Annotated in this window: 7 protein-coding genes; 5 read left to right on the forward strand and 2 right to left on the reverse strand. The window is 70.2% G+C overall.

Annotation, left to right across the window (positions count from 1 at the left end; translation table 11 throughout):
* Window positions 1–10: 10 nt before the first annotated feature.
* From D459_RS0121090 to drmB, 4 genes are all read left to right on the forward strand, one after another.
* Entirely contained in the window at window positions 11–4,702 is a 4,692-nt protein-coding gene (locus tag D459_RS0121090; RefSeq protein WP_017594994.1) for a DEAD/DEAH box helicase, read from the forward strand.
* Window positions 4,699–6,594 carry a UvrD-helicase domain-containing protein gene (locus tag D459_RS0121095; RefSeq protein ID WP_017594995.1) on the forward strand — a complete coding sequence of 632 codons (1,896 nt, stop codon included), beginning with the start codon at window positions 4,699–4,701 and terminating at the stop codon, window positions 6,592–6,594. The genes D459_RS0121090 and D459_RS0121095 overlap by 4 nt, the downstream gene beginning before the upstream one ends.
* The gene (locus D459_RS0121100; protein WP_017594996.1) at window positions 6,578–9,784 is read left to right on the forward strand and encodes a helicase-related protein; all 3,207 of its coding nucleotides are present in this window, start codon (window positions 6,578–6,580) and stop codon (window positions 9,782–9,784) included. Before D459_RS0121095 ends, D459_RS0121100 begins: the two co-directional genes overlap by 17 nt.
* Window positions 9,785–9,880: 96 nt before the next feature.
* Window positions 9,881–11,662, forward strand: a complete 1,782-nt coding sequence (drmB, locus tag D459_RS0121105; RefSeq protein ID WP_394296699.1) for a DrmB family protein — start codon at window positions 9,881–9,883, stop codon at window positions 11,660–11,662.
* A gap of 35 nt (window positions 11,663–11,697) precedes the next feature.
* Here drmB and D459_RS33810 read toward each other — a convergent pair whose 3' ends face one another.
* The gene (locus tag D459_RS33810) at window positions 11,698–13,746 is read right to left on the reverse strand and encodes a DNA translocase FtsK (RefSeq protein ID WP_152523066.1); all 2,049 of its coding nucleotides are present in this window, start codon (window positions 13,744–13,746) and stop codon (window positions 11,698–11,700) included.
* Window positions 13,747–13,923: 177 nt separating this feature from the next.
* Entirely contained in the window at window positions 13,924–14,496 is a 573-nt protein-coding gene (locus tag D459_RS0121115) for a TetR/AcrR family transcriptional regulator (protein WP_017594998.1), read from the reverse strand.
* 77 nt (window positions 14,497–14,573) lie between these two features.
* Between D459_RS0121115 and D459_RS0121120 the strand changes: the two genes are divergently transcribed.
* Window positions 14,574–15,542 carry a DsbA family oxidoreductase gene (locus D459_RS0121120; RefSeq protein ID WP_017594999.1) on the forward strand — a complete coding sequence of 323 codons (969 nt, stop codon included), beginning with the start codon at window positions 14,574–14,576 and terminating at the stop codon, window positions 15,540–15,542.
* Window positions 15,543–15,940: the final 398 nt, after the last annotated feature.

Here is a 15,940-nt window from a genome sequence, read left to right on the forward strand (position 1 = left end):
AGGGTTCGAAATGGCTTCTTCCTTTGGTGAGGGCTCCGTCCTTTCGTTGGTCGAAGAGCAGCGAGAGCGTGTCCTCGAGACGTATCGGATCGACCCCGGGCTCATTCAGGAGCACGCCAACGGGGAGCGTCGGATCCAGCAGGGCGGTTACGGGGACCGGCAGATATACGAGCTGGTCCAGAACGGTGCCGACGAGCTGCAGAACGAGGTGGGCGGGGAGATCCGCGTCGTCCTCACCGATGAGCGCCTGTACTGCGCGAATCAGGGAAGCCCGATGACGGTCGAAGGCGTGGACACCATTCTGCGCATGGGCGTTTCACGGAAGCGCGGCGGGCAGATCGGGCGGTTCGGCGTCGGGGTCAAGTCGGTGCTCGGTGTGACGGACACCCCCGAATTCTTCGGTCGTGAAGACGGGAAGAGCTTCGGATTCGCCCGTGAGTGGGCGGAGGAGCAGATCCGGGGCGTCAGGCCGGACGCCGGTGAGATCCCCGTGCTGCGCATCGCCAGGCCGTTGGACCGGGACGTGGAGGCCGCGGCGGACCCGATCCTGAAGGAACTCCTCGAATGGGCGACCACCGTCGTCCGTCTCGATCTCAAGCGGGGAAAGACGCTCCGGTTGGCCGCGGACCTCGAAGCCTTCCCGGTTCAGTTCCCCCTGTTCTCGCCGCACGTCGGAACGGTCACTCTGGAGGATCGGCGGGCGGGGCAGGGAAGGCGGCGCCGGCTCTCCCAGACGATCGAGGGCGACCGGCGGGTGCTGAAGATCCGCGACCTGTCGGGCAGGGAGACGGAAGAGAGCTGGCGCGTCTTCGAGCGGCCGCACACCCCGAGCCCGGAGGCGCTGGCCGACGCCGGCGAACTGCACGACCGCCCCGTGATCGACGTCTCCTGGGCCGTCCCGGAGACCCAGGGGCGCTCGCATGCGCACGGGAGTTTCTGGGCGTACTTCCCGACCAACTTCACGACCACGCTCCGCGGGATCGTCAACGCTCCGTGGAAGACGAGCGAGGACCGGCAGAACCTCTACAGCGCCAACCGGTTCAACGAGGAGTTGATCCGGGTCGCGGCCGAGCTCGTCGTCGACTCGTTGTCGGAGCTCTCCCGCCCCGAGGACCGTTGTGCGCACCTGGACGCGGTTCCCGCACGTGGACGAGAAGAACCGCAGTTCGCCGCGACCACCCTGGTCAAGGGGATCTGGGAGGCGAGCGCGGAGCGGCCCACCCTGCCCGATCAGGACGGTGCGTTCGGGAAGGCCGGGGACGTCCGGCTGCACCCGGCGGGACTGGAGCGCCGCTGGCTGCGCCTGTGGGCCGAACACGCCGGCCGGCCGCGGAACTGGTGCGACCACTCGCTTGAGAACAAACCGCACCGCCGTCCGAGCGCGGAGCGCCTCGTGTCGCAGGCGGGCGGCCGGGTCGCCACGGTAGGGGAGTGGCTGGAGGCGCTGGTGGAGGACGAGAGTCCGGAGGCGTCCGCCCGGGCCGTGCTCATCCTCGCGGACATGAAGGCCAAGAACCCGGGACTCGCGGAGCAGGCCGCCGGCGCCCGGGTCGTGCTGACGGAGAGGGAAGGGCTGGTCGCGGCCTCCTCGGGGGTGTTCCGGCGATCCGGGTCGGACGTGCTCGGCGACGACCTCCGCTATGTCGATGAGCGCGTTCTCGAACAGAACGTGGGAGAGACCGGAACGCCCGCTCACGTGCGTCGGGCGTTGGACGCGCTCGGCGTGTACGAGGCCGACGCCGCCGGCCGGTTCGCGGCCGTGCTCAAGCGCGGGATCGAAGGTTACGACGAAGCGGGCTGGGACGCCTTCTGGAGCCTCTCCCGGCAGGCGGGGCCCGCGGAGACGCTGTCCCTGTTCAAGGAGCATCGTGTCGACACCGTGAACGACGTGCACGTGAGGACGTTGGACGGCGGATATCACGCGGTGCGGGACTGCCTGCGTCCGGGACGGATCGTCCCCGAGGACGGCTCCCGTGACGCCGAGGTCGCCGTGGACATGCGCTTCCACACGCCCGACGCGGTGGTTCTCCGGGACCTGGACTTCGGACTGCTGGACGGGCCGGTCACACGCTGCGATCCGGAAGGCGAGAAATGGTTCGAGGAGTACAAGGAGGACGTCTGGCGGAAGTACTGCAAGACGCTTCCCGCCGAGGAGAAGAGGCCGCAGTTCGGCACGCTGCACTTCGAAGGCGCACCGCCGCCCGGCCCTCTCCATCTCCTTCCCCGGCTCTCCGAGGAGGGCCGGGCGGCCTTCCTCAAGGCGATCCCGGCCGGCGGGCTCGTCGGTGAATGGACGATTCGGGTCGGCAGGAGGGAATCGACGCGACGTCCGGTGTTCTCGCCGCTGGTGTGGATGGCCCATCGCCACGGCGTACTGCCCACATCGCTGGGGATCCGTTCCCTCAAGGAATGCGTGGGGTCGCACCTGAGGCGCCATGAGGACGTGCTGCCCGTAGCGGACGTCTCCCAGGAGTTGTGTGAGGTCCTGCGGTTGCCGCGCAGGCTCGATCAGCTCGGCGCGAAAGTGTGGAGGACCCTGGCCGAAGAGGCCGCGGCCTCGGAGGACGACGAATTCCCGGGCAAGGTCTACGCCCTCTTCTTCGAGGCGGAGGCGGACTTCCCGGAAGGCGTGCCGACCCGTTGCCGGATCGGCTCCGAGTGGAGTCGGGAGATCGATGACGCGGAGATCGTGGTCACCTCCGATCTCGGTCGCTATCGGGAACTGATCCGGATCGGGGAGCCGGCGTTGCTGGTCCCCGATGAGAAGACGGCCGAGAACATGCGCGAAGTGTGGGGCCTGCGCAGCCCGGAGGACGCGATCCGGAAAGAGATCCGCCATGTGCCCGACGGAGACCCGGTCCCGCTCGTAGAGGAGTTCCCCTTCCTGCGCCTCACCCACAGGACCCAGATCGACGGATGGTCGCTCGTGCGCTGCTCCGAACTCGAACTGGTGGTGCGGACCAGGCACGGAATGCAGACCGAGACCCTCGACTCGGTGCACCAGGACCGCACGATCCTGGTGCACGCCCCGGAGGACGACCTGGAGGCGCTGTCCGCGGTCGATCGCGAACTGCGTTTGGGACTGGGGCGCTCCAAATGCGAGGGGATCCTCCGGCGTCGGGTCGAGGAGGAGGAGAAGCGCCGCCGGAACGAGCGTGTGCGCAGGGCCCGTGAGGCGGACGGGGCGGCCGCGAAGCTGGTCGAGCTGATCGACCTCGAAGACCTCCGCGCCGGCATCACCGAGGGTGTTCTGACCCCGGATGAGGAGAACGACCCGATCCGGGTCGCCGAAGTCGCCGTGCAGATGCACGGGACGGCCGTCCTGTGGCACTACCGGAAGGCCATCGCGGCCAACGTGGAGGGGACGGTCGGAGGCTTCAAGGGGGACCAGGCGTCGATCCACTTCGTCAACCAGATCCGGCTCCCCATGGACTATGCGGGAGAGAAGGAGGAGAGGCTCGAGCCGAAGCTGGTGGTCTCGGGGCCTCGCAAGTTCCCTCGGCTCCACGACTACCAGGAGAAGATCGCGTCCCGCATGTTCGACCTGCTGACCCGGTATCGGGGCGGCCGGGGGATGCTCTCCCTCCCGACGGGAGCGGGCAAGACCCGGGTCGCCGTGGAGGCGGTCATCCGCAAGGTGAAATACGACGGGCTGGACGGGCGCCCGGTGCTCTGGATCGCGCAGACCGAAGAACTCTGTGAGCAGGCGGTGCAGAGTTGGGCGTTCGTCTGGGAGAAGGTCGGCCCGGAGGAACCGCTGACCATCAGCCGTCTGTGGTCCACCCGCGAAGCGGCCGCGGTGACCGACGGCCCGCAGCTCGTGGTCGCCACCGATGCGAAGCTGAGGATGTGCCTGGGCGCCGACGAGTACGCCTGGCTCCGCGACGCCGCCCTGGTCATCGTCGACGAGGCGCACACCTCCATCGGCTCCGGCTACACCGAGATCCTCGAGATGCTGGGGATCACGGCACGACGGTCCTCTCGACCTCTGGTCGGCCTGAGCGCCACTCCTTTCCGCGGGTTCAACGAGGAGGAGACCCGGCGGCTGATCGACCGCTACGGCGACAACCTGTTGTCCAAGGAGGTCTTCGGGGAGGAGGACCCCTACGTCGCGCTGCAGCGCCTGGGGGTGCTCGCCGAGATCGAGCACCGCGAACTGGCCGGCGCGACGACCGAGCTGACCTCGAGGGAACAGGAACAGCTGGAGAGGCTCCCGCGGCTGCCGAGCAGTGTGGAGCAGCGTCTCGCGACCGACGAGGAGCGCACGACCACCATCGTTCAGGCCCTCCGAGAGCTGCCTGACGACGGCCCGATCCTGGTGTTCGCCACCTCGGTCGATCACGCCCACGTCGTCGCCGGAAAGCTGAACCGGAGCGGGATCTCGGCCGCCGCGATCGACTCGAGCACCCCCGACGCACAGCGCCGGAGGCGGATCAAGGAGTTCGAGCGGGGGACCCTGCGGGTCCTCACCAACTACGGGGTTCTGCACCAGGGATTCGACGCCCCGGCGACGAGGACCGTCGTCATCGCCCGTCCGACCTACAGCCCCAACGTCTACCAGCAGATGATCGGACGCGGCCTTCGCGGCCCCCTCAACGGAGGGAAGAAGGTCTGCCGGATCCTCGACGTCCACGACAACATCACGAACTACCGGAAGAAGCCCGCCTTCACCGAGTTCGAATACCTCTGGGGGCGCAAATGAGCATCGAGAAGGACGGGGAGAGGCTCACTCCCGAACAGCGTTCCGTGGTCGAGCTGCCGGCCGACGCGTGCGCCCTCGTCACCGCGGGGGCGGGCGCGGGCAAGACCCACACCTTGATCCGCAGGCTGGACCTGCTGGTCGAGGAGGAGAGGCTCGCCCCGGACGAGATCCTGGTCCTCACCTTCTCCCGGGCCGCGGTGCGGGAGCTCAGGGAACGGCTCGGGGCGATCGACAGCGCCGCACGGTTCGTGCGGGCCCGGACCTTCGACTCCTGGGCCCTGGACCTCCTCCGGCAGGTGAAGGCGGAGGAGGACTGGGAGAAGCGCTCCTTCCGAGAGCGCATCGTCCGCGCCCGAGAGGCGATCGAGGAGGGGGCGGCCGAGGACCTCTACGGGCACGACCTGCGCCATGTCGTGATCGACGAGGTCCAGGACCTCGTCGGGGAGCGTCGTGAACTGGTCGAGGTGCTGCTGGACGAATTCGACTGCGGCTTCACCGTCGTGGGGGACTCCGCCCAGTACATCTATGGATTCACCGTTCCCGACGAGAGGGAACGGGCCGGGGAGGCCGATCGCTTTTCGACCTGGCTCAGGAACACGTTCGGCGATGACCTGGTGGAACCGCGCCTCACGGAGAACTTCCGCGCCCGCACCCCCGAGGCGAGGGTCGCCCTCCCCTACGGGGCGCGTCTGCAGGCGCTCTCCGAAGGGCGCGCCGACGACGGGCGGAAGCTCTTCGAGGAGCTCAGGGACACCCTCCGCATGCGGGCCATGGACCTCGGCCGCCTCGACGAGCTGGCCTTCGACGCGCTCGGGTCCCACTCGGGCACGACCGCGATCCTCTGCCGGACCAACGGGCAGGCGCTGACGACGTCCGGAGAACTGGCGAAGGGCGGCGTCGCACACCGACTCCAGCGGGCCGCGACGGACAGGTCGGTCCCCGGGACGATCGCCCTGCTCTTCCGGGACGGAGGCGGGACCTTGATGAAGCGGAACCGGTTCGAGGAACTCGTGTCCGAGGCCGGTCTCGCTCCGGAGGAGGTCGACCGGCTGTGGCGGCTCCTGCGCCGTGGCGGCCGCGCACGCACCGGGGGAGAGGCCTTGGACCTCGCCGAGCTGCGCCGGGCCATCGCCGCCGGTGGTCTGCCCGACGAGTTGACCGCTCCCCCGCCGGCGGACCTGGTCGTCTCCTCCTTCCACCGGGCGAAAGGACTGGAGTTCGACCGGGTCGTGGTGGTCGACCCGGGGGAACCCTGGGGGGACGGCGATCACGCGGAGGACGCTCGAGCGTTGTACGTGGCGATGACCCGCCCTCGAGAGGAACTGCTGTGGCTCCCGACCGAGAAGTGGACCTCCGTTCTCAAGGACCGCGCGGTCGGCAGGTGGGCCAGGTACGGACCCAAGGGGCGGCGCGGCCGGCAGAGGTTCGGTCTGGAGATCGACGGGCGTGACGTGCACACCGACCATCCGGCCGGCGCACGGGTCGTCGAGGGGGATCCGCTCGCGCTCCAGGAGTACCTGGAGAGGGAGGTCCGGCCGGGGGACGAGGTCGCTCTGGTCCGGGACACCCCGGTCGCCTTCGAGCCGGACATGAGCCCGGACTACCGGGTGATGCACCGGGGCAGGGCGATCGGCATCGTCTCCGACCGCTTCAGGCGCGATCTCCTGCGCCTCGTCGGGCGGCCCGGAGGACGGGATCCCAGGTGGCCGGTGCGGATCACCGACGTGCGGGTCGACACGGTGGAGACCGTGGTCGGCAGTGAGGCCGCCGGGAGCAGGGCCGGGCTGGGAGGGCACGGGGTCTGGTCGGCCCCCCGCCTCATCGGCCTGGGGAGATTCGAATGGGAGAGGGACGTGATGGAAGAGGAGGCCGCCGTTGTCCAGGCACGCTGAGCATTACGCCTTCCGGGGCGAACTGAAGGACCGGCTGCGCCGGGACCTGCTCGGTCCGGTCGGGGGCGAGAACGAGGTCATCGGCGACGACCCGGTGACCGCCTACCCCGTCGGCGTGCTCTTCCCGCAGAGGGCGTCGGACGAGGACGAGCAGGAGACGATCGCCGCCCGGGACGACGAGGCCGAGGACGCCGCCGCGGGGCGGGACGAGGACATGGACGGCGGGGTCTCACTGGCGAACGTCAAGGCCCCCTCCGCGATGGGGATGACCTTCGCGGTGAGCCCTTTCCTGGCCTCCGCGATCACGCTGCGCGTGACGGCGGCCGTCTACGAGTCGGTGGACGCCGACGGCGTTCCGGTGAGGGCCGAACGCGCGGAATGGCGTACGACCTCGGAGCGGCAGGTGTTCTGGCGTAGGCGACCGCTGGAGACCAGGACGTTCGAAGTGGATCTCACCGCCGGGGAGAAGGCCCCCGAGGTCGTCGACTCCGGCCTCGAACTGAGGGTGCTGATCCGCCCGTCGGCTCGCGGAGAGACCGCCCTCGCGGTGACCGCGACCCTGGTCAACGTCAACCGGGTCGCCAAGGGGGAGCTGTCGGACCCGTACTGCTACTTCCAGGCCGGGATCGAGGCGATCGGTCCGGACGGCCGGGAGGTCTTCGTCGAGCGGACCGTCCCGGTCGGGGCGGACGACGCAGAGGTCAAGACGAATCGCCTGCTCTACCGGCACGTTCCGACGTTCGCCGTGGGGCACGGCTGCGCGGCCGACTGGGACTGGGAGGCGCCGCCGCCCGGGGACCCGCGTCTTCTCGGCGCGAAGCCCGCGGCGGTCGCCGCGGTCAGGACGGCGCACGTTCCCAGCGCCGAAGTGCTGTTGATGGACTCCAACCCTCACATCGACGCCTCCGGTCTCGGGATGCTCCGTATCGCCGAGGCGCAGGACGAAGCCGTGATCGCGGGGCTGCGCGCCCTGGTGCGCGCCTATCGGGAGTGGATCGCGCAACGGTCCGAGGAGGCGCGCCTGTTGGAGGCGAACGCCGATCTGAGCGATGCCGCGGATGAACGGATCAAGGCGTGTCTGCAGGCCTGCGATCGGATGTCGGCCGGCGTCGACCTGCTCCGAGACGACCCCGACGTGATGACCGCCTTCCGCCGGGCGAACCGGGCGATGGCGGAGCAGAGGGCGCGTGCGGCATGGATCAAGAGAGGCCGACAGGGGGAGGTCGACCCGGGCTCACAGGATTGGCGCCCCTTCCAGATCGCCTTCATGCTCCTGTGCCTGCGCGGGATCGCCGATGACGAGCACGAGGATCGGGGGATCGCCGACCTGCTCTGGTTCCCCACCGGCGGTGGGAAGACCGAGGCCTATCTCGGACTGATCGCCTTCACCGCCTTCCTGCGTCGGAAGCGCAGAGGAGCGAAGGGGGGCGGCGTGACCGCGCTCATGCGCTACACGCTGCGCCTGCTCACCCTGCAACAGTTCCAGCGGGCCGCCGCGCTCATCTGCGCGATGGAACGGATCCGTTCGAAGAACCCCGCCGAACTGGGCGAGGAGCCCGTCTCCCTGGGCATGTGGATCGGCGGCTCCAGCACGCCGAACACGCTGAAGAGGGCGGCCCAGAGCCTGAAGGAGAAGCGCAATGGAAAGGAACTGCAGGAGCAGGACCCCGTTCAGCTGCGCGCGTGCCCTTGGTGCGGAACCGAGATGGACGCGTTCGACTACGAGGTCGAGGCGGATCTGACCCGGATGCGCATCCGGTGTCCTTCGGCGGACTGCGAGTTCCACCGGGGACTGCCGGTGCACGTGGTCGACGATGAGATCTATCGGGTCCGCCCCACGCTGATCATCGCGACCGTGGACAAGTTCGCGCAGATCGCCTGGCGACCGCAGGTGGCCGCGTTGTTCAACCGGGACAAGGACGACGGGGTCCCTCCCCCCGATCTCATCGTGCAGGACGAGCTGCACCTGATCTCCGGTCCGCTGGGCAGTCTCACCGGCCTGTACGAGACCGCGGTCGACATCGCGGCGGACAAACCGAAGGTCATCGCGTCCACCGCGACCATTCGGCGTGCGAAGGAGCAGGGCGAGGCCCTGTTCGATCGGGAGGTGCACCAGTTCCCGCCGCAGGGGTTGGACGCACGGGACTCGTGGTTCGCCGTGGAGGCGCCGGCGGAGAAGAAGGCCTCACGGGAGTATGTCGGGCTGCTGGCCCCCAACACCAGCCAGGCGACGCTCCTGGTGCGCGTTTACGCGGCCCTGCTGCACCACGCCCGAGCGATCGAGGCGGACGACGGGGCACGGGACCCCTACTGGACGCTGCTCGGCTATTTCAACAGCCTGCGCCTGCTGGCGGCGGCGGACCTCCAGGTCAACGACGACGTGCAGGATCGGCTCCGGCAACTCGCCGAACGCGACGGGAGCGAGCCGAGGGAGGTGGAGATCCCCACGGAGTTGACCAGCAGGGTGAAGGCGAGCGACATCCCGGAACGGCTCCGTCAGCTGGACCGCCGTTTCCCCGATTCCGACGCCATCGACACCCTGTTGGCGACCAACATGATCTCGGTCGGCGTGGACATCGACCGCCTGGGTCTGATGGCGGTCATGGGGCAGCCGCAGACGACCGCCGAGTACATCCAGGCGACCAGCAGGGTGGGCCGTGGTCACCCGGGACTGGTGGCGGTGCTCTTCAACGCGGCGCGTTCCCGGGACCGGTCGCACCATGAGAGCTTCGCCTCCTACCACGCGGCGTTGTACCGACAGGTCGAATCGTCCAGCGTCACCCCCTTCTCGGCCCGGGCGCGCGACCGGGGGCTGCACGCGGTTCTCGTCGGACTGGCGCGCCTGCTGCATCCGGGACTGAGGATGAACGCGGACGCCGCGAGGGTCGGCGAGTTCGAGAAGGAGATGGAGGAGATCGTCGACCTGATCCTCCTCCGGGTGAAGGGGACCGCCGAGGGGGAGTACGAGGAGACGGAGGAGGACCTGCAGTACGTCCTCGACGAGTGGCGGGAGATGGCCGAGGACGACCCAGACCTGCTGTACGAGGCGCCTCCTCGTCGTCACGGGCGCCGTGAGAACGGTTCGGCCCTGCTCAGGACGCATTCCGACGAGGACCTCACGGACGCGTTCAGCACCCTGTGGAGCCTGCGCGACGTGGACGTCGAATCCGATCTCTACCGGGAGCGCTGAAGGATGACGATGCGAGAGGGCCGCGGCCGTCGAGGGCGCGAGGAGCGGCGTGGACGCCGACGGACGAGCGACGTGTCGAGGGAGCCGTTGGGCCGTGTGCGGCGTGGCCAGATGATCACCACCTACGGGGTGGGGGCGATGGTCGCGATCGGGGACAGGTCCTACATCGTCACCGGCATCGACCACTGGAACGTGGACGCCGAGAAGTTCGCGATCCACGAACCCCGACTGCAGCACCAGCTCAAGGTGAAGGGGTTCCGCCTCCCCCCGGCCTGGGACGAGCCGGCGGGGGACGGGGTCCGGGTCCGGCTCTTCCCCGAGATCCACTCGTGCCCCGAGTGCCACCGTCTTCAGGAGTATCGGCGGTTCGGCGCGGATCGGGACGGCCGCTGCGGCGGCTGTGGAAGGACGCTGGTCCCCTCACGGTTCGTGGTCGCATGCGAGAACGGGCATCTCGACGAGTTCCCCTACTACGAGTGGGTGCATCGCAAGACCGACGGCGAGACGGTGAGCGGTGACGGGCACAGGCTGAGCCTGCACACCACCGGGCGGACGGCCTCGCTGCGGTCGATCGTCGTCGAATGCTCGTGCGGGAAGAAGGCCTCCCTGGAAGGGGCCTTCGGCAAGAGCGCGATGAAGCGGATCTCCCTGCGGTGCAGCGGCGCGACTCCGTGGCTCGGGCGGGACGCCCGGGAGGAGGGGTGCCAGGCGACGCCGAGGACCCTTCAGCGAGGCGCCTCCGCAGCGTGGTTCCCGGTGTACCGGTCCGCGCTCTCGATCCCACCGTGGTCGCAGAGCATGCACAAACGGCTGAACGCCGACTACCCGATGTTGAAGCGGCTGTTGCAACTCGACCCGAGCGGGAAGGAGGCCATCGACTCCATCCGGGAGAAGGGACTGTTGAAGGAGGGAGCCGATCCGGAGAGCCTGCTCGCGGCGCTGCGGGAACGGATCGAAGACGAGGAGCGCGCCTCCGTGGAGGACCCGGAAGAGGCCGACGCATCGGTGATCGAGGTCGGAGGCAGGGTCCGCGAGGAGGAGTACGCCCAGCTCTCCGAGGGCACCGACCACGTGGAGCGGGGGGACGAGTTCGAGTGCGTCCGCCCACCCGAGGTGCCGGGCGTGCAGAGGCCCCCGAAGATCGGCGGGGTCATGCTCGCCAAACGGCTCCGGGAGGTCCGTGCCCTGGAGTCCTTCACCCGGGTGATCGCGCCGGACGAGGGCATGGAATCGGTGCGTCTGGCGTCGATCTCGGGCGAGGAGATGGACTGGCTGCCGGCCATCGAGGTGAGCGGCGAGGGCGTCTTCCTCACCTTGGACCAGGAGGCCCTGAGGACATGGGAGAAGGGGGAGGGGCCGCGCCGGCGCGCGGATCTGCTCCGCGAGCGTCACCTGGGCGTACTGCGCAGGCGTGCGGAGGAGGCCGGTGAGACGAGGACGCCGAGAACTCCGGTGAGTCCCCGTTTCGTCCTCCTGCACACCCTCTCCCACATGCTCCTCAACGAGTGGAGCCTGGACGCCGGCTACCCGGCCTCGGCTCTGCGGGAGCGTCTCTACGTCGGGCCCGACATGGCGGGGATCCTCATCTACACCGCCACCAGCGACTCGGCCGGCAGTCTGGGCGGCCTGGTCGCGCAGGGGCGGTACGACCGTCTGACGACGAGCCTGCACGGGGCCCTGGGGCGGCACCGTTGGTGCTCACAGGACCCGACGTGCATGGAGTCGCATGCGAGCGGGGTGGACGGCCTGAACCTCGCCGCCTGCCACGCCTGTGTGCTGCTGCCGGAGACCAGCTGCGAGAACAACAACCTGTTCCTGGACCGGGCGATGGTCGTCGGAACGCCGGAGGCCCCCTCGATCGGGTTCTACGGGGAATGACGTCGGCGGGGCCGCCTGGGGGCGGCCCCGCTCCGTCACCGCCTCGAGCGATGCGCGACGATCCGGTCGAACTCCTGCGGGGTGACGAGCGGGCACTGCACCCGGGTCGGTGCACGCCGGCCGCGGCCCAGCAGGAGGCCGTCCCCTTCGCCCAGGAGGCGTTCCGCCCCCGGGCCGTCGACGACCAGTTCGCTCTGCGAACGCAGGGCGGTGCGCAGGGCGAGACGGGTGGGGAAGCCGTTCCCGATCCTGCCGCCGAGAACGGCCTGCTCGACACGGGCCGTCGCCGCGACGAGATGGATCCCGGTCGGTCGGGCCAGACGCCCGATCCGGTCGATGAGCCCCTCGACGCGCTCCGGGGCGTCGTCGAGGAGGTCCGCGAGCTCGTCGACGACGATCACGACGGTGGGGTGGGTCCCGTCGTCACCGATCGAGAGGTTCGGCGCCGGAAGGGCGCCGGAACGCACCAGACGATTGAACTCGTCCAGTTCGCGGAGACCGCGGGCGGACAGGTCGTCGTAGCGCCGTTCCATCTCGTCGTGCGCCCATTGAAGGACGGCGACGCCTCGTCCGGGCGCCCTGGTCACCGGAGAAAGAAGGGGAGCGAGGCCGTCCAGGCCGGCGAAGGAGTCCCGTTTGGAGTCGATGAGGAGCAGCCGGAGCGACGGGTCGTCGTGCAGGAGGAGGGAGGCCAGGACGGAACGGAGCGTGGTGGAGATCCCCGACCCGGGATCTCCGGCGATGAGGAGATGGGGCGCCTCCGCGAGGTCGATCAGGACGGAACCGTCGGAGCCCCGACCGAGGCCGACGGGAAGGCGGAGAGGGGGCGCCGCGGGTGCGTCCCTGAGCACGTCTCCCAGCGCCACCACGTCTCTGTCGGGGTTGGCGACCTCGAGCCCCACGGAGTCGCGGTCGCGCAGCGGAGAGCCGGTCGGTATGGAGGGGAGCAGCGTGCTCCGAAGACCGTCGAAGGACGCGGTGAACGCCTCCGCGAGCGCGGTGACCGCGGACCGGGGGACTCCGGGGGCCGGGCGGATCTCGTAGAGGGTGACGGAGGGGCCCCGGTCGAACGTCGCCACGCGAGCGTCGACCTCGTTGCGATCGAGTACGCGTTGTGCGGTGTCGGCGATCGTCCGGTTCGCCCGGGTCCGTTCCCGGTGAGGGGTTCCGGAACCGAGCCGGGAGAGGAGAGGGCCGTCGGTCGACGGTGCGACGGGCGGTGCTGGCGAGGACGCCTTCCCGGGAACGGGCGCGAAACCGGTGGTGAGCTCCTGTTCGGCCTGTTCTCTCCGCCGTGTCAGCCGTTGGAGGAGTCGTTCCGTTTCCGCGGCGTCGGGTCGGGCGTCCGGATCCTTCAGGAGCAACCGCATGATCAGGTCGTCCAGCGCCCGGGGAATGCCGGTGCGATGCGTGGACGGAGGATCCGGCCGTTCGTTCAGGTGCCGTTCCCTCAGATGGCCGACGTCGCCGATGAACGGCCGGAAGCCGGTCAGCGATTCGTAGAGGACGCACCCCAGGGAGTAGAGATCCGCTCGCGCGCTCGGTGCGCCGGCGAACTGCTCCGGCGCCATGTACGGAGGCGTTCCGATGACCGTCCATTCCGCCAGGTCGGTGTGGATCGGTCGGGCGATGCCGAAATCGCAGAGCTTCACCTGACCTTCGTCGGTGAGCATGACGTTGGCCGGCTTCACGTCCCGGTGCACGATCCCGTTCGAGTGTGCGGCGTTCAGCGCCCCCGCGATCGCCGAGCCGATCCGCAGCACCTGCTCGATCGGTGAGCCCGTGGGGTGACGACGGACGTGGTCCGCCAGGTTCCCTCCGGAGAGATACTCCATCACGAAGTAGGGGCGCCCGTCGTACACGCCGAAGTCGTGCAGCACGGTGATGCTCGGATGCTGCAGGCCGGCGGTGAGCAGGGACTCGGTGCGGAAGCGTTCGACCAGTTCCGGGTGATCGGCCTTATCGGTGGAGATGACCTTGACCGCGATGGTCCTCCGCAGTACGAGGTCCGTCCCCTTCCAGACCTCGCCCATCCCGCCTCGTCCCAGCCGTCGGTCCAGCCGATAGCGGTCCTCGAGCTTCACACCGGTGTCCACGCCGTCCCCGCGATTCCCGTCGATGCGACTTCGGTGTCCCGAATCCTGCCGGCAACCGAGGGCCGGCGTGTACTCGAGGCGTCGGGGACGGACGGGGAACGGTCCCGATCCCGGCGGTGACGTCGTCGTTCATGAGGAATCGGTCGATGGGGTGGGCCCGACCCTTCAGCCGACCGTAGAGGCCCCGACCACCAACCTCCAGGCGGTGTCGGCCGCCCGCCCGGCCGGAAGGGCGGGGGTGTTCGCCGTCCAGTGCGCGATCAGCCCGGTCAGGGCCCCCGCCAGGTAGGCCGCGTGCAGGTCGGCGGGGGTGTCGGTCGGGCCGGAAGGGCGCTCGCCTCGGGTGAAGCGGGTGGTGAGTTCCTCGGTCATGCGTTCGCGCATGCGGGCGGCGAAGCGGGGGCTGCCCTGGGGGCCGAGCATCTTGCGGTAGAGGGCGGCGTTGGCCGCGACGTGCTCGAAGAGGTCGCGGATGGGGGCGGGGGCGCGGTCGGGCGGGGCGTCCAAAGGGCAGACGGCGGCGGCGCGGGCCGCCTGGGAGAGGGCGTCCTCCATCGCGTCGGTGAGCAGCTCATCGGCGTCGCGGTAGTGGGCGTAGACCGTGGCGCGGTTGACGCCCGCCGTGCGGGCGATCGCGGCGACGCCGAGGGTGCCGGGGTCGGCGTCGGCGGCCAGGGTGAGCGCGGCCTCGCGGAGCCGGGCGCGGGTGCGCTGAGCGCGGGGGTCGTCCGGGTTCATGCCGGTGATTCTACGGGGAGAACAGGGCTGATCAACACCTGTTGTTTAAACGACAGGTGTTGGTTAGTGTTCTCGGCATGCGAATCGAGATCTGGGCGGACGTGGTCTGCCCGTGGGCCTACATCGGCAAGCGGAGGGTGGAGGCCGCCGCGGCGCTGCTCGGCGACGAGGTCGAAGTCCTCTGGCGCCCCTACCGGATCGACCCTTCGGCTCCGGCCGTCGCCGAGCCGCTGGAGGAGGCGCTGCGCGAGCCCATCGCCGACGGGGCGCTGGAGGCATGCTCGCCCGGCCTCGGCCACGAGGAGAACCGGGTGCGGGTCGCCGAGATCGCCCGCGCCGAAGGGCTCGGACCGAAGTGGGGCGCGGTCTGGCGGACGGACAGCGGTCCCGCGCACCGGCTGCTCGCCCTCGCCTGGGAGCACCGCGGGGCGCAGGTGCAGAACGCGGTGGCCGAGGGCGTCATGCGGGCGCACTTCACCGAGGAGGAGGACATCGGCGACCGCGCGGTGCTGGCCCGGGTCGCGGAGCAGGCCGGTTTCCCGGAGGGGCCGGGCCTGCTGGACGCGGGCGGCGGCGAGCGGGAGGTGCGCGAGCTGCTGCTCTACGGCAAGGCGCGCGGGGTCGCCACCTCGCCGACGCTGGTGGTCGGCGGCCGCTCCCTGGAAGGCGCGCAACCGGCCGAGGCGATCGCCGGGTTCCTGCGCGGCGGCACCGGCCCGGCCCCGCTTCCGCCGGAGGTGGAGCGGTTCCGACTGGCCGAGGCGCTGCTGGGCCGTCGCGACCCGCTCGGTGCGCTGGAGATGCTGGCGCCGATGCTGCGCAGCCACGGCGGCGACCGGGGCGTCCGGCTGCTGGCGGCCCGCTGCAGGTTCGCCTCGGCCCAGCTCAACGGGGCCGAGCGGGAGCTCCGCTCCCTGGTGGACGAGGACCCCGGCGACTCCTACGCGCGGCTGCTGCTCGGCCGCACCCTCTACCGCCAGGGCCGGGACGCCGAGGCCGCGCCGCACCTGCGGATGGCCGCCGCGATGAACCCGGACTACGCCTGAGCGGCCACCGAGTGCGCGGCCGGGTGCCCGGGACGCCCGCCTTTCCCCGATGATCTCGACGTTGCGGCCCTATCGGAGCGGGTGGTTTCCAGTGTCCGCTGCCACATCTGCAACACCGCCCACCAGAGGAGAGGACGGGAGGAGGACCGGTTGGTCGGTCGGGCGCGGCGCCCCACGGGGCGGGGTCCAGGCAGGCGGCGACGGCGGCGGTGGGGACCGGCCGGTCGGTCCGGCGCGGCGCCCCACGGGGTGCAGGTTCAGGCAGGCGGCGAAGGCACAGGCAGGGCCGGGCGCCTTACGGGGCGGGGGTTCAGGCGGGCGGCGAGGGCGGGAAGGGGCACCGGCTGGTCGGTCGGGCACAGCGCCCCACGGAGCGAAGGTCCAAGCCGGCGGCGAAG

This window comes from Nocardiopsis potens DSM 45234, from assembly GCF_000341105.1.
Taxonomy (GTDB): Bacteria; Actinomycetota; Actinomycetes; order Streptosporangiales; family Streptosporangiaceae; genus Nocardiopsis_A; species Nocardiopsis_A potens.

What these genes read in the sequence shown, in the direction of transcription:
- D459_RS0121090 (WP_017594994.1), top strand. Translation starts at nt 11, where the DNA reads ATGGCTTCTTCCTTTGGTGAGGGCTCCGTCCTTTCGTTGGTCGAAGAG.
- D459_RS0121120 (WP_017594999.1), top strand. Translation starts at nt 14,574, where the DNA reads ATGCGAATCGAGATCTGGGCGGACGTGGTCTGCCCGTGGGCCTACATC.
- D459_RS0121115 (WP_017594998.1), bottom strand. Translation starts at nt 14,496, where the DNA reads ATGAACCCGGACGACCCCCGCGCTCAGCGCACCCGCGCCCGGCTCCGC.
- D459_RS0121095 (WP_017594995.1), top strand. Translation starts at nt 4,699, where the DNA reads ATGAGCATCGAGAAGGACGGGGAGAGGCTCACTCCCGAACAGCGTTCC.